Raw genomic sequence first — 24,862 nt, 5'->3', positions numbered from 1 at the left:
CCTGATGCCCGGATGGGGCGTCGGCCAGCCGTCGGTGGTGGGCATCGTTCGTCAGCGCGGGGCCCGCGGGGCCCGCGGGGCCCGAACCCCACCCCGCCGTGCCGTCCCAGCAGAGATCTCCATCGGACGCCTCCCGTCCCGCTCACCGTCCGGACGTGCCGGGCCTCTGGGTCGATCGTCGGCCGTCGCGGCGGCGGCGCACAGGGCCGGACGACCCCCGGCGGCCGAGCCGTTGCGACCGACCCGTCCCGGGGATGGACCCCCGGCCTGGCACCCGACCGTGATCTAGCCCGCCGCGGCGGCGCCCGAGATGCTGGTGCCGGTCGTCGTGCCACCGGCGGCACCGGTGGGACCGGCGGCACCGGTGGCGGGCCCATGGGCGATGAAGTCCCTGCGGCGGATGAGGGCCAGCGCACACACCCCACCCACCAGCGCGATCGTGGCGGAGATGAGGAGCAGGTCGTTGATCGCCCCGGCGAATCCCGCGTGGATCGCGTGGGCCAGCGCGCCGCGCTCGGTCGGCGCGGTGGTCGCGAACAGCTGGTCCGCGTCGCCCTGGCGCAGCGTGTCGGCGATCCGGTCGCCCTGACCGCGTAGCGCGGGCACGCCGGTCAGCGCGTCGTCGATGCCGCTGGCCAACCGGGAGGCGAAGGTCGACCCGAGGGTGGCGATGCTGATCGCCAGGCCGATCTGGCGGAACGTCGTGTTCGCGCCGGAGGCCATCCCGGAGCGCGCCGGCTCCACCACCCCGACGGCGGTGGAGGCCAGCGGCGGGTTCACCATGCCGCTGCCGAACCCGGCGACGACGAAGCCGGGGATGAGATGCGTCCACGAGCTGTCCGCGTCGATGCCGCCCATGAGCAGCAGCCCGATCCCGACGAGCAGCAGCCCGGGCCCGATCAGCCAGCGGGCGGGCACCACGCTGGACAGCCGCCCGGCCGCCGTCGCCGCGACGAAGCTCGCGCCGCTGACGACCAGCAGCCGCAGGCCGGCGCCGAGCGCCGAGTAGCCCAGGTCGTTCTGCAGATACAGCACCAGGTAGACGAACATCGCGAACAGTGAGCCGTTCATGGCGATCGCCGACAGCGAGCCGCCGAGGAACGTCGGCGTGCGCAGCAGGGACAGGTCGAACATCGGATGGGCGACCCGGGCCTCCACGGCGACGAACACGGCGAGCAGCGCGACACCCAGCCCGAGGCAGACCAGCACGCCGGTGTCCGTCCAGGCCGTCTCACCCGCTCGGATCAGCCCGTAGACGAGACCGACGAGTCCCGCGGTGAGTACCGCGAAGCCGGCCCAGTCGGGCCGGCGGGCCACCGGCGGGCGGGACTCCTCCACCTTCCACAGCGTCAGGGCGATGGCGACGATCCCGATCGGCACGTTGACCAGGAAGATGCCCCGCCAGCTGATGCCGGACGTGATCACACCGCCGAGGATCGGTCCGAGCGACGTGGCGATGCCGGTGACGGCCCCCCACACGCCGAACGCGATGCCTCGGTCACGCCCGCGGAAGCTGTGCGCGAGCAGCGCCAGCGAGGTCGCGAACAGGATGGCGCCGCCGACGCCCTGCACCCCGCGCGAGATGATCAGCATCAGGGCGGACTGGGACAGGCCGCACAACAGCGAGCCGACCGTGAAGATGGCGAAGCCGACGGTGAACAGCAGGCGGCGTCCGTAGAGGTCGGCGAGCGAACCGGCGGTCAGCAGGATCGACGCCAGGGTCAGCGCGTAGGCGTCGATGACCCACTGGACGTCCGCGAAGCCGGCGTGCAGGCCGGTCTGGATCTCGGGCAGGGCGACGATCACGATCGTCACGTCGAGCAGCAGCATGAACGTGGCGCCGCAGACGACCAGCAGCGTCCACCACTTCCGATCCATCGGTGTACCTGGTTCCCCTCGGGTGTGTGGCTCTCAGAAGTTGCCGTAGACGCGGGTGACGCTGAAAGTCGTAGATCAGTCGTTCCTCGGCGCGGAGAGCGTGATCATCGCAGTGTCGGGATGATCGGCGACGAAGGCCGCCACGCGGGCCTCCAGGTCCACGGGCTCCGCTCCTTGGGGCAACCCTGCTCCTTGGGGCAACCCTGCTCCTTGCGGCAACCCTGCTCCTTGCGGCAACTCTGCTCCCTGGGTGACTGATCGGTCAGGACGTGGACAGCCTAGGGAGATGACTGACCGTCGGTCAATAGTGTGACCGACGGTCAGTCGTGTTTGTATGATCGAGGGTGACAGGCTCGGGTGAAGGAGGACGCGTGTCCAGGGTCAGGTCTGCCGTCGAGCGTCGCGCGCAGCTCATGGACGCCGGCGCCGAGCTCTTCACGACCAAGGGGCTCGCCGCCACGACGCTCGACGACATCACCCGGCGCGCCGGCGTGTCCAAGGGCCTCTTCTACCAGTACTTCTCCTCCAAGGAGGCGCTGGTCTTCGCCCTGCAGGAGAAGTTCGCCACGGCCTTCGCGACGGACGTCAGCGCCGCCGCCGCCGAGCGCCCCGACTGGCCGGGCAAGCTCGACGCCGTGGTCCTCGCCTGCTATGAGCGCTTCACCGCCCAGGAGGACCTGCACGACGTCCTGTTCCGGCACCTGCCCGGGGACACCGTCGGACCTCGTGCCGCCGGCGAGTCGGCCGACCTGGAGGTCACCGGCCCCGCCGGCCATCAGGCCGCGCATCGGCATCTGGTCCGCGCGATCGGCGAGCTGCTCGACGCCGGCATCGCGGCCGGCGCCTACCGCGTGGCCGACGTGGAGGCGACCGCCCTGCTGTTCTTCACCGCGATGCACGCCTTCGACCGGGCGTTCCGCCACGACTACGGCCTGACGGACGACCGTCTCATCCAGGCGACCCAACGCCTCGTCCGCGGCGCCGCCGGGATCCCGGAACCGGCCGGGGCCGTCCAGGCCGTCTCGGGGTTGTGATCTTCGCGGTAGCCGCGTCGCGCGGCGGGTGGTGGCAGCGTTCTGGTGTGGCTTTGGCCCGCGGTTTCGGTGCCATGGGAGAGGGTCGCGATCACCGTAGGGGCGAGAAACCGTGTTACCGCGGTAACAGGCGGACCTCATCGACCGCGGGCGGGTCCCGCGGGGCGAGGCTCGGACGACGTGGCTCGGGAGGGCGGGACGCCGGCCGGATCAGGGCGGATCGCGGGGGATCATGGGGGATCATGGGGGATCGAGGTGCGGGGAGCCGCCGCGCAGGCGCTCGATCGCTCGACGGTCCCGCTTGGTGGGACGGCCCATGCCCCGGTCGCGCACGGCTACGACGGGGGCGGGCGCCCGCTCGACCGGAGGGCTGCGGTCCACGTAGCACTCGGCGGCGACCGGCGCGCCGACGCGGCGGTGCAGCACCCGGGAGACGACGACGACCCGTTCCCGCCCGGCGAGACGGATCCGGATCTCGTCACCCGGCCGGACGGCGTGCGCAGGCTTGACGCGTTCCCCGTTGAGCCGCACGTGCCCGGCCCGGCAGGCGTCGGTCGCCTGCGAGCGGGTCTTCACCAGCCGCACGCACCAGATCCACGTGTCGACCCGGGCGGACTCCTCCGGCGACGCCATGTGCTGACTCTACGGACGTCGCCCGCCCCGCGGTCGCGATCCGCGTGACCAGACCGCGACCGCTGAGCCGCCCGCGAGTCGGACCACCGGCCGACGCCAGTTCGCACGGCGGCGGTCAAGGGAGCGGCAGCTGTCAGTTGGACCAGCAGCCGCCGGCCGGACGCGGCGAGCGCCGCCTCGACGCACTCGGCGCCGAACCGGGCGAACCGGTCCCGGTGCTCGACGACGATCGTCGTCACCCGCGGGTCGCGTAGCAGCGCGAGGAACTTCCGGCGATGGCCGTTCAACGCCGATCCGACCTTGGTGCCCACCTCATTCCGTTGGTTTGTTGTGCCGTCGGCGGGTGGCTCCGGGATCCGGGTGGCTCAGGATCGACGACCCGCCGCGTGCGGTCCACACTCTGACCCGCAATCCTTAACGGATTCCGGGTCGAAACCTCTGGGAGTTCTTGGGGTGTTCCGCGGGGATTCGCGTCGAGATTCCTGTGAATGGGCTGTGGATTTACTGTGCGCGGGCCTCCAGGTGTGCGCGCATTCGACGCAACACCGGCCGGGCGAGTTCGTAGACCGTGGTCGCCACCTTCAACCACACGTGGTCACCGAGGTGGTAGTCGTCTGCCGGCACCATCCGCGCGGCAAGGTCCGGACGCTGGCGGAGCAGGTACCGCCGACCTCGGGCGGCGTGCAACGGGTCGGACGCGATGGCGACGGTGCGCGCCGACTCGACGAACGGCTGCGCGAAGGCGATGTTCTCCCAGGTCGTGCTGGCGGCGGTCTCCAGCCGGATCCGCTCGGCTGGAACGCCGAGAACCTCGCGCGCGTACGTGGCCATCGCCTCCGCCTCGGTGGGCGCGCCGGGCGGCCCGCCGCCGGTGAAGACGAGCCGGCCGTCCTCGCCCGGGGCCAGCGACCGCACCGCGATCTCGGTACGCCAGCGCTGCAGCGGGTGCGGCTCTCCGTCGCGCCCCGACGGAAAGCCCAGGACGATCACGGCCTGGGCGCCGCCGCGCGGTCGACCCTGGCGGAGGTCGAGATGACGGCGGGAGGCTCGCCAGTGCAGCGCCTCGGCGACGGCGATCGTTCCCGCCGCACCCGCGGCAGCCACGCCCACGGCCTTGCCCAGGCCCGCGCAGCCCAGGCCCGCGCAGCCCAGTCCTGCGTGGGCCGATCGGCTCCGCCGCCGCGCACGGCGGTGACGGGGTCTGATCGCGGCCATTTTCCCATCCAACTCCCAGCGGCAGTCGACCGTGCCCAACCATGCGGACGATTTGGGCACAGGCCCGCGCTGGGGGCGGCGGGCCGGGCGTAGGCTGCGCCGAGAGGTGTCCGCGCGGCGTGACCGAAGGGCCGCGCAGCGCGCCCGTAGGAGCAGCGACATGCCTGTGGGAGGTGCTGTGCGCCCGTTCCGGTTCGGCGTGAACATGCTGGCGGTCTCGGAACCGGCGTCGTGGTCGGCGACGGCGCGCCGCGCCGAGGACCTGGGGTACGACGTGCTGCTGGTGCCCGACCACCTGGGCCTGCCCGCGCCGTTTCCCACGCTCGTCGCGGCCGCCGCCGTCACCAGCCTGCGGGTCGGCACCTTCGTCCTCAACGCAGCGTTTCACAATCCCGCCCTGCTGGCCAGGGACGTGGCGACCACCGACACGCTGGTCGGCGGCCGCCTGGAACTGGGGATCGGCACCGGCTACGTCGCTGACGAGTTCGCGGTGGCCGGCATTCCGTTCGGCTCACCCGGCGAGCGGGTCGCGCACCTGGAGCGGATGATCGACGCGCTCGCGGCACATCTCGCAGACCCCGCCGGACTGCCGCGCCCGGTGCAGCGGTCGGTTCCGTTGCTGATCGGGGGCAACGGCGACCGGATGCTCAGCCTGGCGGCCCGCCGGGCCGACATCGTCGCGTTCACCGGCGCGGCTGCCGATCCGACCGCGACCGGTGGGATGCGGCTGCTGTCCGCGGACGCGTTCGCGGAACGGATCGCCTTCTACGAGCAGGCCGCCGGTCCGCGTGGGGTCGACATCGAGCGGAATCTGCTGCTCCAGGTCGTCGCACCCGGCGACAGCCGGGAATCGGCGCTCGCGGAGTACGGCGCGGCGCATGGACGTGACGGCCGCGGCGAGCGCGCGACGGCGCCGACGCTGCTCGCGGGTTCGCCGGACGAGATGGTCGCCCAGGTTCACGACCTCCGGGACCGGTTCGGGATCACCTACCTCACCGTTCTACAGCCGTCGATGGAGACGTTCGCCCCGGTGATCGACGCCGTGCGCCACGGCTGACCGGATCGTTGCGCCCGGCCGGCGCGGTGGGTTTGACCTCGCGTGCGCTCGAGGACATAGCGTCCTGCCGAAAGATCACGGCTGCATGAAAGGACGAGTGACGCGACATGACGGCCGATACGCTCGCGGGAACGGTGGCGCTGGTCACGGGTGCGAGCAGCGGGATCGGTGCGGCGACCGGGCGGGAGCTGGCCCGGCGGGGGGCGGCCGTCGTGCTCGTCGCCCGCCGCGAGGACAGGCTGCGGACGCTGGCCGCCGACATCGAGGCCGAGGGCGGCCGGGCGATCGCCCTCGGCGCCGACCTCACCGAGCAGGCCCAGGCGATCGACGCGGTCGAACGGACCGTCGCCGAGCTCGGCCGCCTCGACACCGTGGTGAACAACGCCGGGGTGATGCTGCTCGGCCCCATCCTCGACGCCCCGACCGAGGAGTGGGACCGCATGATCGACCTGAACCTGCGGGGCCTGCTGTATGTCTCCCGCGCCGCCCTGCCGCACCTGGTCGCCGCCGCGGACGAGGGGCCGCGCCGGGTGGCCGACCTGGTCAACATCAGCTCGGTCGCGGGGCGGCGGGCGACGCCGATGGCAGGCGTCTACAACCTGACGAAGTTCGGCGTCAACGCGTTCACGGAGGCGCTGCGCCAGGAGATCACCCAGCGGCATGTGCGGGTCTCGGTCGTCGAACCAGGTGCGGTGACCACCGAACTGACGGATCATCTGCGCCCGGAGATCCGCGAGCCGGCGCTGCGCGCCCTGGCGGACGTCGAGAACCTGCACGCCGAGGACATCGCCGACGGCATCGCCTACATCGTGACCCGGCCGCGGCGCGTCGCCGTCAACGAGCTGCTGATCCGCCCCACCGAACAGACCCGCTGACGGGAACGACGGGAACGGTCCGGGTCAGCGCCGCACCGTCCAGCGGCGGGGGCCGTCGGCCGGCGGAATGTAACGGCAGGTCAGGCCGGTCACGATGCTGGCGGACAGCTCGGCGCCGAGATCGGGATCGGCGGTGGTGACGGCGTCGAGGGCTCGTTTGACCGCCTTGCGCACCGCCGTGCGCGCCCGTTCGGCGGACGTGGGGAACGCCCGGCTGCGCCCGGCGAGGCCGACGGCCGTGCGCAGATGTCCCAGCAGCACCTCGCGTTCGGCCGCGAGCTCGCGGGCGCGCTCGGACTCGCCGTCGGACTCGGCGTCCTGGCGGGCCTCGTCGAGGTCGCGCAGGCGCCGCCGGTAGGCGTCGGCGGCCTGGCGGTCGATGACCTCGTGATGGCCGGCGTCGAACGCGTTCGCCCCGCACAGGGCGAGGGCGGTCACCCCCTCACCGGGCCGTTCCAGCAGGACGGCGAGATGATGCAGGCCCTGCAGGTCGGGCAGGATGACCTGCCGTCCACTGGCGAGCAGGCGCCATCCGTCAGGGTCCCGCGCCAGCGTCGCGACCCGGGTGGGTGACTCGCCTTCGGACTGCCCGGTGTCGGACTGCCCGGTGTCGGACTGCCTGGGGTCGGGCCGCGCGGGGTCGGGTCGCACCGGGTCGGACACCGTGGCGGTGGCCAGGGACTCGAGGCGGGCCGACCACCGCGTGACGTGGGAGGGCAGGTCCATCGCGGCGGCCTCGTCGCGGGCGGCGCTCAGCAGCGCGCGGGCACGGGCCAGATCGTCGGGCGCGTCGCGGGTGAGCAGGGCTTCGGCCAGATCGGCGCGGGACAGCGCGGCGGCGGGGCGGTTGCCCAGGCGGCGGTTGGCGGCCAGCGCGCGCTCGTGCCGGCGCACCGCGCCGTCGGCGTCCCCGCAGGCCAGCGCGACCAGGCCGAGGGCACGGTGAGCCGAGCCGAAGCAGGCCACCGCCAGCGAGGGCATCACCGGCCGGTCGGCGAACGGTTCCACCAGCCGTCCCGCCCGCTCGGCGATCGCACGTTCCCCGAGCAGGCAGGCCGTCTCCGCGATCGCCACCATGCCCGTCAGCCAGGAACTCGACGTCGGCAGCGCGTCGGGCCGTTCCCCCGGGGCGAGCAGGCGCAGCAGGCCGTCGCGGGCCTCGTCCGCCCGGCCCGAGCGGGCGGCCATCAGCGCGGCCCCCGCGGTGAAGGCGAAGTCGCCGGCGGCGAGCTGCGGGGAGGCGGCCGCCGCGGCGGCGAGCTCGTACAGCTCCCCGTCTCGGCCCTGCACCCAGCGGATCGAGGCCAGCTGGGCGCCGAAGTAGGCCGTCGCGTCGGCGTCGCCGACGGTGAGCCCGAGCTCCAGGCAGGTGCCGGCCGCCGTCTCCGCCTCGGTCAGCCGGCCGGCCCGCACGAGCGTCATGACGTCCATCGCCGCCACGATGTAGAGGACGCTCTGGCAGGCGAGCGTGTCCGCCCGGGCGCGCAGCTCGGCGAGGGAGCGGGTGGCCCGCGGGTCACCGAGGTGGAACAGGTCGACGGTCCGCCACATCAGGCCGAGCAGGGCCAGCAGCCCGTCGTCGGCCGCCGCCGCGACGGTGATCAGCTCCTCGGCGAGCGGGAGCCGTTCGCGCAGACGCTGCGGATCGAGCATCGCGTGATGGGTCAGCGAGAGCGCCTCGGCCAGCGCGGCGGCGTCGCCGAGGCTCCGGACGTCCGCCAGGGCCGCCAGCGCGGCGGTGGGGGAGTCGCCGTCGTAGACGGCCTCACCGGCGAGGCGGACCGCGAGCCGTCCCCGTAGCGCGCGGTGCCGGCGGCGTGTCCCCTCATCCACGGCGTCGGCGTCGGTGGTGGTTCCGTCCGTGGTCAGAGCGGCCAGCGCGGCACGTTGACGGGCGAGCACGCGGCGTCGCACGACGGGGTCGCGGTGCTCGTTGAGCCAGACGCCGCCCAGGCCCAGTGCCGCGCGGGCGAGCAGACCAGGGTCGGCGGCGTCGCCGAGGGACTCAGCCGTGGCGTCGGCCGTTGCCAGGCTGCCGGCGGTGTCCAGGCTGCCGGCGGTGTCCAGGGCGTCGGCTGCCCGGGCGAAGGCCGCGCGGGCGTCGGCGAGCCGGCCGCAGGCGAGGATCGCCTCGGCCCGCTCGACGAGCAGCCGCGCGCGGCCCGCCGTGACCGGCCACGGGTCGGAGACGGCGACGGCGGCGTCGAGCAGCGCGGCGGCCTGCTGGTAGTCGGATCCGCGCCGCATGACCTCCGCGGCGGCGCGGCAGGCGGCCACCGCGATCCGGGTGTCGTCGGCGGACCGGGCCGCCGCCCGCAGCGCGTGGTGGGCGTGCAGGGCGCGGCGGTCCGTCCGGTCCGACGCGCCGAGCAGTGCCGCGGCGGCGGCGTGCGCGTCCAGGCGCTCGACGGGGCTGAGAGTCGCCTCGGCGGCGGCGACGATCACGTCGTGCCCGAACCGGAACCCATGCTCGCCGGCCGGTTCGACGAGCCCGGCGCGGTGTGCCTCGGCGAACGCGTCGAGGACGGCGTCGAGCGGATGGCCGGCGAGGGCGGCGACGTCGTGCGGGGCGACGGTGCGGCCGAGCACGGCGGCGAGCGCGAGTGTGCGGCGGGTCCGCGCGCCGAGCCGGGCGACGCTGTGCGCGACCGCCTGCTCCACGCCGGCGAGACCCGCCCGCGGCGAGCCGTGCGCGAGCAGCCGCCGGACGAACAGCGGGTTGCCGCCGGTGACGGCGAGCACGGTGCGGGCCAGGTCCGCGCTGTCGGCGGCAAGGGCAGCAGGGGCAGCAGGGGCACCGTGGGCACCAGGGGCGCTGCCGGCGCCGCCCCACGCCGCGAGGTAGTCCTCGGCGTCGGCGAGGGAGAACCGGTCGAGGGCGATGACGGTCGCCTCCCGCTCGACGTCGGCGGCGAGGTCTGCGAGCAGCGGGTCGGGCTGCCCGTCGGGCCGGCGGGCGAGTACGAGCAGCAGCGGCACCCGGTCCAGCGTCCGGGCCAGGAACCGGGTCAGCAGCAGGGCGTCGGCGTCGGCGGCGTGGGCGTCATCCAGAATGATCATGATGGGCTGGTTGGTGAGCCGGCGGGCCAGCAGGTCGGCGACCGCCTGGAAGCGGGCGAAGCGTTCCGGCGCGGCGGCGGGTCCGGTGCGCCCGGCGGCGAGCGGATGGCCGTCGGGTGAGCCGGTGAGCTCGGCGAGCACCGCCGGCCACGGCCACAGCGGCGGCGCCCCGCCGTACGGCCAGCAGCGTCCCCACACGACCCGCAGTCCCGCCTGTTCCGCCTGGGCGGCCGCCCGCTCACACAGGACGGTCTTGCCGATCCCCGCCTCGCCGGACAGGACGGCCACCTGCCGCCGTCCTGCGGCCGCGCGCTCGGCGAGCCCGGCGAGCAGCGCGAGCTCGCGGCGCCGGCCGACGAACGGCTCCGCGCCCCCCGCGACCGACCCGGACCGGACGTCCAGGTCGGGCGCGGTGACCAGCCGCGCACCGCCGTGCGGGAGCGCCTGGGGGGACGGCCGGTCGAGGAGCGCCGTCGGTATCCGGCCCGGACAGGTCGGCTCCGTCCTGCTGGCCCCCATGCCGTCGTCTGCCAACCCTGCCCACTCCCACCCATGCCCCGGGGCCCGTCGAGGCGGCCCCAACCGGGGCACCCGAAGAAATCCTAGGAATGTCCGGGGCCGCCCGATCCGTCCTGTCGGCAGGATGACGGACCGTACGACGCCGCCCGCCCTCGCGGCACGAGCGCGGCACGAGCGCGGCACGCCCAGTGGGTCGACGGAGTCAGTGCGCAGCAGGAGGACTTACCCGTGACGCATCCCCGATCGGCCATGGTGGGCACCTTCGTCGAACCCGTCGGAATGATCCGTTCCACGGTCGGCAGCGCCATCGGTGGCGCGGTGGGTGCCGCGGTGGCGGGCGGTGGGGACCGCGGCGGGGCCGTACTCGCCCGCGGCCAGCTCGGCTACCTGGGCGTCTTCACCACCGACGTCGTCCTGTTCGCCGCCCGGCGCGGCGCGCTGCGTCCGAAGCCGACCGAGTCGGTCATCGCCGCCGCCGACCGGTCCATGGTGCGGGGGGCGCATCTCGAGCGCGGCCGGGTGGCCGGTGTGCTGGTGGTCCAGCTGACGGACGGCACGTCGTGGCGCTTCGAGGTGCCCCGGGTGCACCTCGGCGGCGCCCAGCGCATCGCGGCGCTGCTCACCCCCGGCATCTGAACGCCCGGCCGCCGGGCGCCGCCGCCGGCGGGCGCGCGCCAGAGCCGACCGGTGGTGGAGCATGCGCAGCGCCGTCCGGGTGAGCAGGAACAGGACGCACAGCGTGCCGGCCGCGGGCAGCGCCACCACCATGGCGGCGACCGTGTCGGCGGCGGCGCTCAGCAGCCGCCCGTCGCGGATCGCCGGGCCGGCCGGGGCCAGCTGTTCCCGCACGGCGCGTGCCGTGCGGGGCAGCACGAACGGCGCCGACACGACGAGCGCGACCAGGTTGACCAGGATCGTCGGCACCGCGAGCAGCGCCCAGGCGGTCACCAGCAGCCGGGCTCGCCGGGTGAGACCGGTCGCCACCGCGGGCGCCCGCGCCCGGTCGCGGTGGCGGCCTCGGGACGGGCGGCGCAGCGTGTGCCGCAGCGCCGGGCCCATCCGGCTGAACAGGTCCGGCACCCCGGCGAGGTCGGCGACGATGTAGTACCCGTCCAGGCGGACGAACGGTGCCAGCTGACGCGTGGCGTCGAGATGGGCCAGCACGATCGCGGTGACCAGGACCTGGGCGTGGGTGAGAGCGAGCGCGCCGGCGAGCGCCAGCGAGTACAGCCCGTTGAAGTAGATGCCGCCGAGATCGGTGCGCAGCCGGCCGCCGCGGCTGAGCCGGTAGGAGTCGGTGACGTCGGTGAAGAACGCCGGCCAGACCAGGTACATGCCGACGCCGATCACGCCGGGCGTGGCGCCGCCGTAGCGGCAGGCGGCGGCGTGCCCGCACTCGTGGACGAGCGCGCCGAGCAGGGTCAGTGCGACGATCGTGGCCAGCAGGGACGGCGCCGCCAGCACCGCCGCGGCGCTCGCGGCCAGGCTGTGCCGGCCGAACACCCAGATGTCGGTACCGACCAGCGCCAACAGCGAGACGACGATCACCGCCGGCCGCAACAGCCCCGCCAGCCTCGCGCTGAGCCGCGCCACGGCCGGCGCCGGCAGCAGCGTGTGCCGCCCGACCAGGGTGAACCGGGCCGCCGCCCGGGGCGCCGGGCCGGCCTCGCCGTCCGCCGGCGCGACGAGGCCGAGCGGGATGAGCCGTTCGGTGACCAGCAGGGCGACGTCGGCGCCGGTCACCGCCCGGCCGTCGAGGGCGGCGACAGCGGCGGCGATCGCCGCGACATCACGGGCGCCGTCCGCCGCCGTGAGGATGTGGGCGAGCAGGGTGGTGAGCGCGACGACCTGGCCGTCGGCACGGCGGGCCAGCTGGACCGGCCGGTCCAGGCCGGAACCGGCGAACTCGCCGAGCAGGACCAGCCCGTCGGCCCGGCGCGGCCGCGGCGGCACCGTCGGGCCGATGGCGTGGCCGGCCGGTGCCGGTCGCGTCACCGGTCGTGGTGGGTGTCGATCTGAAAAATGATGTTGATGCTGGGTATCAGCGAGATGAGGATCGGCAGGATGCCGCCGAGGATCGACGGCTCGCCGTGCGCGTCGATCTGGCCCATGTTCGACCATGGCGAGTTCACCGGAAAGAATGTCGGGTCGAATTCCCGGCGGCCGATCTCCACGGTCGCCAGGGTCAGTCGGTCGGGTAGCAGCTCCGCATTTTCCAGGGCGAGCAGGGCGGGATCCGCGTCACTGGTGGAAAACGATGTCTTCGGCATACTCTCCCCCGCGTGGATCTGAATCTCTCCGACGTTCGCGTGCGAGGGAGACGCTAGTCGGCGAAAAAAACTTCGGCGAGTATCGGGCGCCGGCGTGTCGCTGGATATTCCGTGTGATGATCAGATCGGCGCGGCGGCAACCGGTCGAATCACCACTGGTTCACGTAGTTCCAGGCGTTGACGATCGACTCGACGAATCCGCCGGAGCTGTAGGCGATCTCCGGTTCGGAGTGGTTCTCGATATAGGAGTTGTTGCTGCCCGGCGAGTTCACCGGATAGTTGCTGGGGTCGAACTCGGTCCGGTTGAACTCGACCGCCGCGAGGGTCAGTCGATCGGGCAGCAGCTCCCCCTGCTCCCGGGCCAGCTCCGCGGCGCTCAGCCCACAGCCGGTGGTCATCATCTGGCTCCGTTCCGGTCGCGCGGGTCTTTCGGCCCGCGGGCTTCCCGCCGCGTGGATTTCCGGTGGCCCCGGTCCGGCGGCAACGCCGGGCACTGCGGACTGTAGGAGCAGTCGTCATCCCTCGCAACATGATGGTGACTGTTGGTGTTCACCGGTGGCCGCCGTGACCACCCCGGCGCGGGAGGGTCAGCGTGACTCGGACGCGGCCGGGCGCGGCCGGGCGGGATCGGCTCCATCCCCACCGCCCTGGGCGGGCAGCGCCAGGCCGGGCGACGGCGGACCGGGTGGCGGACCGGGCGGTGGACCGGGCGGTGGCACCGCGGCGGTGCCGTCCGTCGCGCGGATGGACGGTGGGGTGCGCAGACCGCCGGCGGCGACCCCGACCAGGCAGGCGGCCCCGGCGATCGCCAGCACGAGCCACGGCGTCCACCCGGCCGGCGGGGACCATCGCGCGTGCCCGGCGAACCACACCGGACCACGCACACCGACCGCGTAGCGCCGCGCGTTCGCCCACAGGCCCACCAGCTGCACCGTCGCCACCACCAGCGGCAGCACGACCGGGATCGGCCGCAGCAGCGCGGCGGGCAGCCGCCCCGCTCGCCGGGTCAGCAGTTCACCCGCGGCGAGGGGGAGCAGCACGGCCAGCGGCAGCAGATACCGCCCATACACCGGGAAGCGCGTCTGCCGCAGGACCAGCACGTCGAGCCCGACGGCCACCGCCGCCGCCCCGACCACCACCGCCACCAGCCCGAAGCGGGCGCGCCACGGCCCGACGGCCACCGCCACCAGGACGAGGACGCCGACGGCGATCCACCACATCCGGTAGGCATAGGTGGGCATCGGCAGGCTCGCCCAGCCGAAGACGCCCACCCACTGCCGGGCCCAGGCGTGGGCGTCGGCGGGCAGCGCGTGCAGGCCCGCCCTGGCCAGGTCGGCGCGGGTGTGCGGGTGGGGCTGGACGGCGCGCTCCCAGGCGAGGGTCGCCGCCACGCCCAGCGCGGCGAGCCCCGCCCAGGCCACCCGGCGCAGGGGCGGGCGGCGGCGCGGCGCCTGGGCGAGGGCGAGGCCGACCAGCGGCGCGAGCAGCACCCAGAGCGGTCCCGTCGCCCGGGTCAGCGCCAGCAGGGCGCCGACCGCGCCGGCGGCGGGCCAGGTCCAGCGCGCCGCGCCGTGGGCCCGTCCCATCCGCAGCACCAGCGCGAACAACGCCAGCGCGGCGGCGATCTCGATCCCGTTGGTGCCCAGCACCGAGCCCATGAACAGCACCATCGGGGACGCGGCGAGCAGCAGCCCGGCGAGGCAGACCGGCCCGGCCCGGCTGTCCCAGACGGCCGCGGTGGCGACGGCGAGCAGCGCGGCGACGATCGCGGCGCTCACCGCCCGCCCGGTGTACAGCGCGGCGAGCGCGCTGTGCGTGCGCGCCATCGCGGCGCCCGGCAGGGCGTACACGTATGGCTCGTAGGTGCCGACGTAGCTCAGCGCCCTCCTCGGGGGCGGGTGGACGTGCGCCCGGTCCAGGCAGGCGGCGGAGCGCCCGTTGCGGAACAGGTCGCAGGGGAATCCGGCCGCGCCCGGATCGAGGCCCGCCGGCAGCCGGAAGACCCTGCTGTTGCCGTTGATCCAGGCGATGCGCTCCGCCGCGCCCGGCTGGCTGCCGAACGCCGGATGGGCGAGCCGGCCGGGCGTGCCCGTCCACTGGCCGGTGCCGGCGCCGACCTCCTTGATGAAGTTCGCCGGCTCGTCGGGACCGAAACCGGGCGCGTTGCCGCCGACCCAGGACGCGAGCAGCAAGGCGAACCCGGCGACCAGCAGCAGCCGCGTGAGCCGGCCGTCAGCACGCATGCGCGACGCCCCCCAACCGGCCGGCGCGGCCCATCATCCCCGGACGGGTGCTGTTCACCCCATGTCCTGACACGTACTGTCCCGACAAGTATGCGCAGCGGGAGCGCCGGGCGTGCGGCAGGCCGACCGGCGTGAGACCACATCGTGATACTCCCACCGGCTGGGATGGCCGCCGGTGCGCCGCCGGCGTCGCGCGGTGCGCTGTCGGCGAACCTGGTGCCGCCGATCGCCCGCCGCCCGTGGTGATCGGCGGGGTGATCGGCGGGCGGGCCCCGCGGGAATCCGGTCTCCCCGTTCGGGTAGGCACGCACGCGACAAACCTGATCCTCTATTGCATTATGTCCTTTATGCGGCTTACCTGCGGTTGAGAAGCTCTGGGTGCTTTTTCCCATCCCAGCGGGCCGGTCGCTCCCTGGGACACCTTCGGACGTTGCTGTCCAATGGTTACGCGGAATTGGGTGGACGATCACGGAAAGAAACTTGTCGGCCCCTCGGCTCGTTGGTGAGGGTGCGCATCCTGTCACCACGCGCGATCGGCGAGGTGTCGGCAGCCCGGGCAGTTCCGGCCGCGAGCGGCAGTCGGCCACCAAGGGACAGCGTTGTCCCGCCATGGTCCAGATCCGCAGGACCACCTCGTCTCACAGGGATATCCCGTCCCGCAGGGCCACCTCATCCCACAAGGAGTGGACATGACCGCACCGGTCTCCCCGCCGACCCCGTCGCGGCACAGTCATTCGCCGCCCGCCGTCGCGGCTTCCGCGGACGGGCCGGCTCCCGCGGCGCCGCGCGGGGGATGGCGCCCCGACCTCCAGGCGTCGCTGGTCGTCTTCGTCGTCGCCCTGCCGCTGTCGCTGGGCATCGCCGTCGCCTCCGGCGCCCCGGTGGCCGCCGGGCTGCTCGCGGCCGCCGTCGGAGGGCTCGTCGCGGGTGCCCTCGGCGGTGCCCCACTTCAGGTCAGCGGGCCGGCCGCCGGCCTCACCGTGATCGTCGCGAACCTGATCGACACCTACGGCTGGCGGGTCACCTGCCTGATCACCGCGGCGGCCGGGCTGCTGCAGATCCTGCTGGGGCTGTGCCGGGTGGCCCGGGCGTCGCTCGCCGTGTCACCCGCCATCGTCCACGGCATGCTCGGCGGCATCGGGCTGACGATCGTCCTCGGCCAGATCCACGTCGTGCTCGGCGGGAAGGCCGACAGCCACGCCCTGGAGAACCTGCGGGACATTCCCGGCGCGCTCCTCGACCCGCACGGCCCGGCGACGGCGGTAGGTCTCGCGACGATCGCCGTCATCCTGCTGTGGCCGCGGCTGCCCCAGGTGGTGCCGGCGGCGATCCGCAAGATCCCGGCGTATCTCGTCGCGGTCGTGGCGGGTACGGCGTTCGCCGGCCTCGCCGGGTTCGATGTTCCCCGCGTCGACCTGCCCGCCTCCCTGGCCGACGCGGTCGCCCTGCCGGAACTGCCCGATCACGCCTGGTCGGGTGTCGTGCTCGGCATCATCACGGTCGCGATCGTGGCGAGCGTCGAGTCGCTGCTGTCGGCGGTCGCCGTCGACCAGCTCGCCACCGCCCGCGGCTGGCGCGGCCCCCGGCTCAACCTCGACCGCGAGCTGGTCGGGCAGGGCTCGGCCAACGTCGTGTCCGGCCTGATCGGCGGCCTGCCGATCACCGGCGTCATCGTGCGCAGCTCGACGAACGTCGCCTCCGGCGGGCGCACCCGCGCCTCGGCGATCCTGCACGGCGTCTGGATCCTGGCGTTCGCGCTGCTGCTCGGGTTCGCCGTCGAGTGGATCCCGCTGGCGGCGCTGGCCGGCCTGCTCGTCATCGTCGGGGTGCGCCTGCTCGACGTCTCACATCTGCGCCACGTCCGCCGGCACGGCGAGCTGCCCGTCTACGTGGTGACCCTGACCGCTGTGGTCGCCCTGGACCTGCTCAAGGGCGTCGCGCTGGGGCTGCTGACCGCGCTCGCGCTGGTCCTGCGCCGCGTGCTGTGGTCGAGCGTGCGCCTGGTGCGCTCCGGTGAGCTCTGGCAGGTCGAGGTGGAGGGGACGCTCAGCTTCCTGTCCCTGCCCCGGCTCGCCCGGGTGCTCGGGCGGATCCCGACAGGTGCGTCGGTGTCCATCGAGCTCATCGTCGACTTCCTCGACCACGCCGCCTACGAGCATCTGCGTGGCTGGTGCGCGAACCACGAGGCCACCGGCGGGACGGTCGACATCGACGAGATCGGCCAGATCTGGTTCCGCCGCGCCGATCCCGGTGAACGCCGCCGCACGGTCGTCCCGCAGCTGCCGCGCTGGTTCGCACCCTGGTCGCAGTGGCAGGAGGTGGAGCAGGCCGGTGGCCTGGCGCCGCACGGCGCCGGGCTGATCGAGCACGGCCGGACGACCTCCGTGGACGCGCCGGAACCCGCCAGGGGAACGGTCTCGGCCCCCTGTCCGACGCCCGGCCGCCTGCCCGCCCACGGCACCGTCCCCGTCGGTGGCGCGATGTCCGCTGATGGCGCGATGTCCGCTGGTAGCACGGTGTCCGCTGGTGGCACGGTGTCCGCTGGTGGCACGGTGTCCGCTGGTGGCACGGTGTCCGCCAACGGGAGTGGGCCCGCCGCCCTGACGGGACCGGCCGATCCGGCGGGACCCGCGGGGACGGTGGCGTTCGACGAGGCGACGGCCCCGCTGCCCGCGGTGGCGGCGCCGCGCCGGCCAGCGTCACCCGAGAACGGGGACGCGCCCGACGAGGATGCCGCGGGCGTCGCCGTCCGGGTCGGCTCGATGCTCGTCGGGATCAACGAGTTCCACCGCCGGGCCGCCCCGCTGCTGCGCGAGACCTTCGACGACCTGGCGGCCGAGCAGCGTCCCGGGGCGCTGTTCCTGACCTGCGCCGACTCGCGGATCGTGCCGAACATCCTGACCAGCAGCGGTCCCGGTGACCTGTTCACCGTCCGCAACGTGGGGAACATCGTTCCCCGGCCGGACACACCCGCGGTGAGCCCGCCGGGGTCCGCGTCCGACGCGGCGCCGGGTTCCGGGTCGCCGTCGGGCGCCGGGATGGCGTCGGGGATGGGGATGGCCTCCGGGGTGGGCGTCGCTCCCGGCTCCGCGCCCGTCGCCGCCGGCCGTGCCCCGTCCGGCGATCTGTCGGTGACGGCCGCCCTCGACTACGCCGTCGAGGTGCTGCGGGTGCCGACGATCGTGGTCTGCGGCCACTCCGGCTGCGGTGCGATGAACGCGCTGCTCGCCGGCGCGGCCCACGGCGCCGCGGACTCGGCGCTCGCGGGCTGGCTGGCGCACGCCGCGCCGTCGCTGCGCCGGCTGGCCCCGCCGGGGACGCAGAACCTGCCCGCGGTCGAGCGGCTGGGCCGGGCCAACGTCGCCCAGCAGCTGGAGAACCTGCGTGAGCACCCGGCGGTGCGCCGGGCACTCGACGAGGGGACGCTCGAGCTCGTCGGCATGTACTTCGACATCGCCAGCGCGCAGATCTCCATCCTCGAGGAGGAGACGGGCGGGTTCGTCGACCCGGTGGACGCGCTGACGAAGGCTGCCGCCGGGCGCGCCACGCGCCGGCGTTGGGACACACCGGCGAACGGCAGTCCGGTGACCGTGCCGGCCGCGGCGGCGACACCGCCGAACGGCGGCGGCCGACGTCGCGGCCGGCACGCGTCGACCACCCGGTAGCCGCGCGCGACCCGTCGTGAAGCTACGTCCCCGGCGCCGATGACGCCGTCGGGGACGTGGACGCCGGCGCCGTGCCCGCGGCCGGGTCGGAGTCCGTCGTCGGGCCCGGCGCGGCCGCCGAAGCGTCGCCCGGGGGCGCCGGCCTCGTCCGCGGCGCGTCGGCGGGAGACAGCCGGGCCAGCATCGGCGGCACGTCGGCCGTGTGCAGAACGCCGAGCGTGCGCGTCGACCGGGTCAGCGCGACGTAGAGGTCGTGGGCGCCGCGGGCGGACTCGGTGAGGAGTGTGTCCGGATCGGCGATCAGGACCGTGTCGAACTCCAGGCCCTTGGCCTCGCGCACGCCGAGGACGACCACCGTTGCGGTGAGGGCCGCACCCGGGCCGCTCTCGGCGGTGGGGACGACCGCGCGGACCGCCGCCGTCAGCTCGGCGATCCGCCCGGCGGGAACCAGCACGGCGAGCCGCCCGCCGCCGCTGCCGCCGGCCGTGGGGGAGCCGACCGGGCCGGGCGCGAGCCGGGCGAGTTCGGCGAGGACCGCCTGCCCCACCTGGGCGCCGAGATCGGCCGCGTCGACGCGCAGCCGCCAGGGGCGCTCGCCGACCTCCCGCACCGAGCGCGGCGGCTGCTGCGGCGGGCGCAGCGTGGCCAGCACGTCGGCGGCGACCGCCATGATCTCCGCGGGGGTGCGGTAGTTGACCGTGAGGGTCTCGCGCCGGGCCGGCGCGCCGACGGCCGGGTAGGGCGCAAGGACCCGCTCCCACGACGTCGTCCCGGCGGGATCGCTGGTCTGGGCGACGTCGCCGACGATCGTCATCGAGCGGGTCGGGCAGCGGCGCATCACCATCCGCCAGGCCATCTCGGACAGCTCCTGCGCCTCGTCGACGACCACGTGGCCGAAGGTCCAGGTCCGGTCGGCCAGCGCGCGTTCCGCGACCGTGCGCAGGTCGGCATCCTCATGCCGGTCCGCGAGCCGGGTGGCGTCGATCAGGTCGGTGGCCATCATGATCTCGGGGTCGTCCTCGATGTCCCGGGACAGGATGTCCAGGACGCCCTGGGCGTAGGCGACGCGGGCGACCCGCTCGCGCAGGGCGGCGGCCCGGGCCGCCTGGTCGTCGTCGCCGAGCAGCTCCGCGGCCTCGTCGAGCAGCGGGATGTCCGCGGCGGTCCAGCCGCCCATCGGGCGGGGCCGCGGACGGGCGCCGTCGGGTGCCGGCGCGTCAGCCCCGGCCGTCTCCCCCGCGGCGCCCACCCCTGCGCCGGTGTCGCCGGCTGCGGTCGGGGCGGTGGCGGCGCGCAGCTCACGCAGCCAGTCGTCGTCCGGGTCCGGATCGTCCTCGGCGAGGGGACGGTGCAGCAGGCGGCGCTCGGCGGCGGTGAGCCGCGGCGCGGCGGCGGCGAGCGTGCCGGGGTCGGCGTAGAGCTCGGCGACGAGCTGGTCGGGACTCAGGATCGGCCACAGCTCGGCGAGAGCCGCCTGCACCGCCGGGTCGGCGCGCAGCTCCTGGCGCAGCTGGGCGAGGTCGTCGTCGTCGAGCAGGCTGGTGCCGCCGGAGCCGGCGGGGGCGAGCAGGTCGAAGGCCGCGGGGTCGGCCTCCAGCACCTGCGCGGTGATGGTCTCGGCGGCGTAGCCGTCGGCGACCTGGCGGGCGAGCGCGTCGATCACCGCCCGCACGAAGATCGCGCGCGCGTCGTTGTGCAGCTCGCCGGACTCCCGGGCCAGCGCCCGGGCCCGCGCGCAGGTGCTCCGCTCGAGCAGCAGCAGGCGCTCCTCGGTGTGGATCTCGAAGGTCTGGCCGACCGGCAGCCGCTGGCGGTCGCGCACGGCGGCGGCGATGACGTCGGCGAGCCCGGCCCGCCCCTTGAGCTCCGCGACGGCCGGCTCCTCGGCGCGGCGCACCGTCACCCCCGGGTAGAGGACCTCGACGGTGGCGCTGACGACGCTGGTCTCGCCGAGAGAGGGCAGCACGTTCTCGATGTAGCGCAGGAACGCCTGGTGCGGGCCCACGACGAGCACACCGCTGCGGGCCAGCCGGTCGCGGTGGGTGTAGAGGAGATAGGCGGCGCGGTGCAGGGCGACGGCGGTCTTGCCGGTGCCGGGACCGCCCTGCACGACGAGGACGCCGCGGTGGTCGGAGCGGATGATCCGGTCCTGCTCGGTCTGGATGGTCGCGACGATGTCGCTCATCCGCCCGGTGCGCGCCGCGTTCAGGGTGGCGAACAGCGCCGGCTCGCCGACCAGCTCCGCCGGGGTGGAGCCGGGCGCGGCGCCGGGCGCGCGGGAGCCGGTCTCGAAGACGTCGTCCTCCAGCCCGGTGACGTCGCGCCGGCGGGTCGCGATGTGCCGGCGGCGGCGCACGCCGAGGCGCACGGCGCCGGTCGCCGCGTAGAACGGCCGGGCCGCCGGGGTGCGCCAGTCGATCAGGAGGGGCTCGTAGTCGGCCGCCTCGTCGAAGATGCCCAACCGCCCGATGTAGCGCCGCTCGCCGTCGTCGAAGTCGAGCCGGCCGAAGCACAGGCCGTTCTCCGCGGCCCGGATGCGGGCGAGGGTGGCGGCGCAGTCGGCGCTGGCCGCGTCCCGTTCGAAACGGGCTCTGGGAAGGCTCTCGTGCTGTCGGAGAACGCCGCGCAGCCGCGTCGTGGTACGGCGGCGCAGCTCGTCGAGTCGGTCGTAGAGAGCGGAGACGTACGCCTGCTCGGACCCAATGTCCTCTATTGACAAACCGGCCACATCCCTGCTATTGTGACGCCGCTTTCCGTGTCCTGTGTTCAGTCCCGACAGGAAGTCTAGCCGGGAAGCCCAGTGGGTCCGCCGTGGGCTTACCTGGAGCGATGGTGCCGGTGGCCGGTGCCTGCTCGGTAAGCTTGGCGGTCGGTAATGAAGACGGGGCCCGGCGGGGGAGATTTCCCGCGCTTCTGGATGACGGCGGTCCAGAAATCCGGGTCTTCCTGTGGACCGGTATATCCCGGCCCGGGGCGCCGTCGACAGACGAGAAAACCGTGGATTCCCGGGAATGCCCCCGGAAGACCATGCGGACACCGCTGAAAACGACGTGCGCGCCAGGACGGGCGCGCACACTGCGCATCGTGGAGAACGAGATCGCGGGCGGCGGCCCGATTCCCACCCCTCGCGAGCCCCCGGCCTCGACGGCCGACGCCCCGCCCGCCGGTGACCCGCCGGCGGAACGCGCGGCGCAGGCGGCGCGGACGGCGGGTGAGCGGGACACGGTGCTCACCTACGGGCGGGTGGACGAGAACGCCGTGCGGTCGTGGGAGCGCCAGGAGCGCACGCTGCAGCGCACCGGCGTCCGCACGATGGCGCGGCGGCTGCCGGGGCTGCTGCGGCTGGCCTGGTCGGTGGCCTGGGAGGCCGACCGCGCCGGCCTCGTCGTCATGGTCGTGCTGCGGGTGCTCGCCGGGGTCGTGGAGGCGCTCGGCCTGCTCGCCGTCGCCGGCGCACTGACGGCGGTGCTGCGCGACGGCCCAACCCCGCAGCGGCTGCGTGACGCCGTGCCCGCGGTGATCCTCGTCGTCGCGGCCGGCGTGGCGCGCAGCGGGCTGGCGGCGGCGACCAGCCTGATCCAGGCCCGCCTCGGCCCCCGGGTGGACCGGGCGAGCCTCGTCCGGCTGCTCGACCTGGCCACCCGCACGTCGGTGATGGCCTTCGACGACCCGACGTTCGTCGACGACCTGGAGGCCGCAGAGCGGGGCGCGGCCAGCGGGCGCCAGCTCGTCGACAACGCCATCGAGGTGCTCACCGCGGCGATCCGCATCGCCGCGGCCGGCGGTGTGCTCGGCGTGCTGCACCCCGCGCTGCTGCCGCTGCTGGTGCTCTCGATCCTGCCGGACGGCTGGGCGTCCCTGCGCTCGGCGCGCCTCGCCCATGCCTCGTGGCTGCAGCGGCTGCCCCAGGTGCGGCGGCAGTGGATGCTCCGCTACCGGATGACCGACCGGGACTGTGCCGCGGAGATCCGGTCGTTCGGCCTCGGGCCCTTCCTGCTCGGCGAGTACACGGCGCTGGCCCGCGAGCAGGAGGCCGAGCAGGTGCGCGTCGGGCGCGGCCAGGCGCGCTACCGGCTGACCGGCGAGGCGATCTCGGGGCTCGCGCTGGGCCTCGTCTACGGCGTCCTCGTCGCCCTGCTGGACGCGGGCGTCATGCCGCTGGCCGCGGCCGGCACCGCGGTGCTGGCCATCCGCACCGGGCGCGGCGCGATGGAGTCGGCGCTGACAACCCTCAACAGCGCCTACGAGAACTTCCTCTACTTCGGCGAGTACCGGTCGTGGATCGCCCAGGCCGAGGAGCGGGTGCCCGAGGAACGCACTCCCCGCGCGCCCGGCGCGCCGGCGCTGATCCGTGCCGAGAACGTCACCTACACCTACCCGCGCACCGACAAACCGGCGCTGCGGGGCGTCACCATCGAGCTGCGCCGCGGCGAGGTCGTCGCCCTCGTCGGCGTGAACGGCAGCGGCAAGTCGACGTTGGCGAAGGTCGTCGCCGGCCTGTACGAACCGGACGGCGGCGCGGTGACCTGGGACGGGGTCGACCTCGCCGCCGTCGATCCGGACAGCGTCCGCGAGCGCATCGCCGTGATCCCGCAGGACTACACGCAGTGGCCGATGTCCGCCCGGATGAACATCGCCGTCGGCCGGGTCGGGCGGCTGCGCGCGGACGGCCCGGACAGCGTCGTGCCCGCCGCCCGGGCGACCGGCGCCGACGAGGTCATCGAGGGCCTGCCGCACGGCTACGACACGTCGCTGGCCCGCCAGTACACCGCCGGCCATGATCTGTCCGGCGGTCAGTGGCAGCGCATCGCCTGTGCGCGGGCCGTCTACCGGGACGCGCCGCTGCTCATCGCCGACGAGCCGTCGGCCGCCCTCGACGCCCGCGCCGAGCAGACCCTGTTCACCCTCATCCGCGAGCTCGGTCACGACCGCACGGTGCTGCTGATCACCCACCGCCTGGCGAGCGTCCGCTCCGCCGATCGCATCTACGTGCTCGACGGGGGCGTCGTCGTCGATCAGGGCGACCACGAGGACCTGATGACCCGGCCCGGCATCTACCGGGACCTGTTCACCCTGCAGGCCAGCCAGTTCGTCGACACGACGTCTGGTGACCCGTCAGCCGCGTGATGACCTGGGCCGTGTGCGCAGTTGTGACCTTCCCGGCCATGCGTGGGAACGGGTCCTCCTGTGAAGATCACAACTCGAGTCGCGACCTAGGTGCAGACGCTGTCGGGGTGACCGAAGCCGGGCTGGGCGAGATCGAAGTCGACGGTGGCGGCGCCGCGGACGTTGAAGCGGTCCAGCACGCACCGGTGGCCGGTGGCCTGGTCCAGCACGGTGATGCGCTGCGAGCCGGCGTAGAGCGGGGTGCTGGCCCAGGTCGGCGCGCCGGTGCCGGCGTACACGGCGAACGAGGAGATCGGGTGGCCGCTCGACGAGCGGGCCGCCCCGCCGAAGACCTGGATCGACACCCGGCCGGGCGCGGGCGGCCGGCCGGCGACCGTCAGCCGTCCGGACAGGCGCGCCGTGTTCGGGTCGGCGAGCGTCGTCAGCGCGATCCGGCCGATGTCGGCCGCGTAGGTCCAGCCGTTGGCGTGCCGGGTGAAGCGGTCCACGTAGAAGCGGGAGTGGACGTACTCGGCGTCGTGGCGGGGATCCGGGTAGAACTCGAACGACAGCCCCGCGGTACGCGCCCCCCAGCCGGTCGCCAGGCTGCCGCCGTGCAGCAGGTCGGGCTGGGCGTTGCCCACGAAGTAGCCGAGCGGGAAGACCAGCCCGCCCCCGGCGGGGAACCGGGTGTAGGTGGCGTAGCTGCCGCGTTCCTGGCAGGCGGCGACGAAGGTGTCGCCGCCGCGGGTGCGCGGGTCGTAGTGCTGGCAGGGCAGGTACGGGCGCGCGGTCGAGCCGAGGACGAGGTCGACGCCCACCGCGCCGCCGACCGGGATCGGCCCGCCGCCCCGGCCGGTCAGCCCCTGGAACGGGACGGCCACTCCGTTGCCTCGCGACGGATCGCCCGGGTAGCCGGTGGTGTCCGCCGCGCCCGCCGACGACGGCAGCACGGTCACGACCGCGAGCGCCGCCGCGACGACGCCGACCAGCCGGGACGTCAGACCGCGTGCCGTGCGCGTCACCGCGCCGCCCACGGCGATGCCGTCCGCGCCGTCCGCGCCGTCCGTGGCCGTGCTGCCCGCCGCGTGCCGTGCGCCGCCGTGGACTCTGCGCCGCCATCGGTCGCGCACCACCGTCATCCCTGCCTCCGTTCGTCTGCGCGGCGGTCCGGAGCGGCCCGCCGTGATCACAGCAAACACAATCAGAGGAGGGTGAAGCGGATGATTTGCCCACCTGACACCAAGCTGTCGCCGGATCGTCGGTGCCGCCGGGGCGGCCCTGGCGGGCGACGAGGGTGGGTGGAC

The 24,862-nt window shown here is 74.5% G+C and carries 15 protein-coding genes and 1 pseudogene; 5 read left to right on the top strand and 11 right to left on the bottom strand.

Going from position 1 to position 24,862, the window contains the following annotated elements:
• Window positions 1-285: 285 nt before the first annotated feature.
• Window positions 286-1,878 (bottom strand): MFS transporter, encoded by a 1,593-nt coding sequence (locus AC6EXY_RS16815; RefSeq protein WP_101833658.1) that lies wholly within the window; start codon window positions 1,876-1,878, stop codon window positions 286-288.
• Window positions 1,879-2,249: 371 nt separating this feature from the next.
• Between AC6EXY_RS16815 and AC6EXY_RS16810 the strand changes: the two genes are divergently transcribed.
• Complete coding sequence (locus AC6EXY_RS16810; protein WP_133150811.1) at window positions 2,250-2,912, top strand: TetR/AcrR family transcriptional regulator; 663 nt, start codon at window positions 2,250-2,252, stop codon at window positions 2,910-2,912.
• Window positions 2,913-3,152: 240 nt separating this feature from the next.
• Here the strand turns inward: AC6EXY_RS16810 and AC6EXY_RS16805 are convergent, their stop codons facing one another.
• From AC6EXY_RS16805 to AC6EXY_RS16795, 3 genes and pseudogenes are all read right to left on the bottom strand, one after another.
• Window positions 3,153-3,545, bottom strand: a complete 393-nt coding sequence (locus AC6EXY_RS16805) for an RNA-binding S4 domain-containing protein (protein ID WP_101833660.1) — start codon at window positions 3,543-3,545, stop codon at window positions 3,153-3,155.
• 140 nt (window positions 3,546-3,685) lie between these two features.
• Window positions 3,686-3,862: pseudogene (locus AC6EXY_RS16800) on the bottom strand (IS607 family transposase); the annotation flags it as partial.
• A gap of 184 nt (window positions 3,863-4,046) precedes the next feature.
• Window positions 4,047-4,649 (bottom strand): YdcF family protein, encoded by a 603-nt coding sequence (locus AC6EXY_RS16795; RefSeq protein WP_243407898.1) that lies wholly within the window; start codon window positions 4,647-4,649, stop codon window positions 4,047-4,049.
• 271 nt (window positions 4,650-4,920) lie between these two features.
• On the opposite strand from AC6EXY_RS16795, the gene AC6EXY_RS16790 reads away from it, so the two are divergent.
• Together AC6EXY_RS16790 and AC6EXY_RS16785 are read left to right on the top strand one after the other, a co-directional pair.
• Window positions 4,921-5,817, top strand: a complete 897-nt coding sequence (locus AC6EXY_RS16790; protein WP_101833662.1) for a TIGR03621 family F420-dependent LLM class oxidoreductase — start codon at window positions 4,921-4,923, stop codon at window positions 5,815-5,817.
• A gap of 107 nt (window positions 5,818-5,924) precedes the next feature.
• Window positions 5,925-6,692, top strand: a complete 768-nt coding sequence (locus tag AC6EXY_RS16785) for an SDR family NAD(P)-dependent oxidoreductase (RefSeq protein ID WP_101833664.1) — start codon at window positions 5,925-5,927, stop codon at window positions 6,690-6,692.
• A 24-nt stretch (window positions 6,693-6,716) separates the two neighbouring features.
• On the opposite strand, the gene AC6EXY_RS16780 is transcribed toward AC6EXY_RS16785, so the two are convergent.
• The 5 genes from AC6EXY_RS16780 to AC6EXY_RS16760 form a co-directional block, all read right to left on the bottom strand.
• The gene (locus AC6EXY_RS16780; RefSeq protein WP_165818568.1) at window positions 6,717-10,286 is read right to left on the bottom strand and encodes an AAA family ATPase; all 3,570 of its coding nucleotides are present in this window, start codon (window positions 10,284-10,286) and stop codon (window positions 6,717-6,719) included.
• A 207-nt stretch (window positions 10,287-10,493) separates the two neighbouring features.
• On the bottom strand, window positions 10,494-12,266 hold the full coding sequence (locus AC6EXY_RS16775; protein WP_243407899.1) for a hypothetical protein: 1,773 nt from the start codon (window positions 12,264-12,266) through the stop codon (window positions 10,494-10,496).
• Window positions 12,263-12,541: a hypothetical protein gene (locus AC6EXY_RS16770; RefSeq protein WP_101833668.1), complete on the bottom strand. Its 279-nt coding sequence runs from the start codon at window positions 12,539-12,541 to the stop codon at window positions 12,263-12,265. Before AC6EXY_RS16770 ends, AC6EXY_RS16775 begins: the two co-directional genes overlap by 4 nt.
• 149 nt (window positions 12,542-12,690) lie before the next feature.
• Entirely contained in the window at window positions 12,691-12,939 is a 249-nt protein-coding gene (locus AC6EXY_RS16765) for a hypothetical protein (protein ID WP_101833680.1), read from the bottom strand.
• Window positions 12,940-13,128: 189 nt separating this feature from the next.
• The gene (locus AC6EXY_RS16760) at window positions 13,129-14,784 is read right to left on the bottom strand and encodes a DUF2142 domain-containing protein (RefSeq protein WP_207770478.1); all 1,656 of its coding nucleotides are present in this window, start codon (window positions 14,782-14,784) and stop codon (window positions 13,129-13,131) included.
• A 689-nt stretch (window positions 14,785-15,473) separates the two neighbouring features.
• Here AC6EXY_RS16760 and AC6EXY_RS16755 point away from each other — a divergent pair.
• Window positions 15,474-18,449, top strand: coding sequence for a bifunctional SulP family inorganic anion transporter/carbonic anhydrase (locus tag AC6EXY_RS16755; protein WP_243407900.1), 2,976 nt, complete (start codon window positions 15,474-15,476; stop codon window positions 18,447-18,449).
• Between the two features lie 22 nt (window positions 18,450-18,471).
• Here the strand turns inward: AC6EXY_RS16755 and AC6EXY_RS16750 are convergent, their stop codons facing one another.
• Window positions 18,472-21,168, bottom strand: a complete 2,697-nt coding sequence (locus AC6EXY_RS16750) for a HelD family protein (RefSeq protein ID WP_207770479.1) — start codon at window positions 21,166-21,168, stop codon at window positions 18,472-18,474.
• 506 nt (window positions 21,169-21,674) lie between these two features.
• Between AC6EXY_RS16750 and AC6EXY_RS16745 the strand changes: the two genes are divergently transcribed.
• Complete coding sequence (locus tag AC6EXY_RS16745) at window positions 21,675-23,576, top strand: ABC transporter ATP-binding protein (protein ID WP_101833684.1); 1,902 nt, start codon at window positions 21,675-21,677, stop codon at window positions 23,574-23,576.
• 86 nt (window positions 23,577-23,662) lie between these two features.
• Here AC6EXY_RS16745 and AC6EXY_RS16740 read toward each other — a convergent pair whose 3' ends face one another.
• Window positions 23,663-24,697, bottom strand: coding sequence for a hypothetical protein (locus AC6EXY_RS16740; protein WP_499816967.1), 1,035 nt, complete (start codon window positions 24,695-24,697; stop codon window positions 23,663-23,665).
• Between the last annotated feature and the right edge of the window lie 165 nt (window positions 24,698-24,862).

This window comes from Frankia sp. RB5, from assembly GCF_059816245.1.
Note: the sequence above shows the minus strand (reverse complement) of the source record. Positions and strands in the feature narration are given on the sequence as shown.

Excerpts from the sequence above, each read along its gene's own strand:
- AC6EXY_RS16815 (WP_101833658.1), bottom strand. The coding sequence starts at position 1,878 with ATGGATCGGAAGTGGTGGACGCTGCTGGTCGTCTGCGGCGCCACGTTC.
- AC6EXY_RS16805 (WP_101833660.1), bottom strand. The coding sequence starts at position 3,545 with ATGGCGTCGCCGGAGGAGTCCGCCCGGGTCGACACGTGGATCTGGTGC.
- AC6EXY_RS16790 (WP_101833662.1), top strand. The coding sequence starts at position 4,921 with ATGCCTGTGGGAGGTGCTGTGCGCCCGTTCCGGTTCGGCGTGAACATG.
- AC6EXY_RS16785 (WP_101833664.1), top strand. The coding sequence starts at position 5,925 with ATGACGGCCGATACGCTCGCGGGAACGGTGGCGCTGGTCACGGGTGCG.
- AC6EXY_RS16770 (WP_101833668.1), bottom strand. The coding sequence starts at position 12,541 with ATGCCGAAGACATCGTTTTCCACCAGTGACGCGGATCCCGCCCTGCTC.
- AC6EXY_RS16765 (WP_101833680.1), bottom strand. The coding sequence starts at position 12,939 with ATGACCACCGGCTGTGGGCTGAGCGCCGCGGAGCTGGCCCGGGAGCAG.
- AC6EXY_RS16760 (WP_207770478.1), bottom strand. The coding sequence starts at position 14,784 with ATGCGTGCTGACGGCCGGCTCACGCGGCTGCTGCTGGTCGCCGGGTTC.
- AC6EXY_RS16755 (WP_243407900.1), top strand. The coding sequence starts at position 15,474 with ATGACCGCACCGGTCTCCCCGCCGACCCCGTCGCGGCACAGTCATTCG.
- AC6EXY_RS16740 (WP_499816967.1), bottom strand. The coding sequence starts at position 24,697 with ATGACGGTGGTGCGCGACCGATGGCGGCGCAGAGTCCACGGCGGCGCA.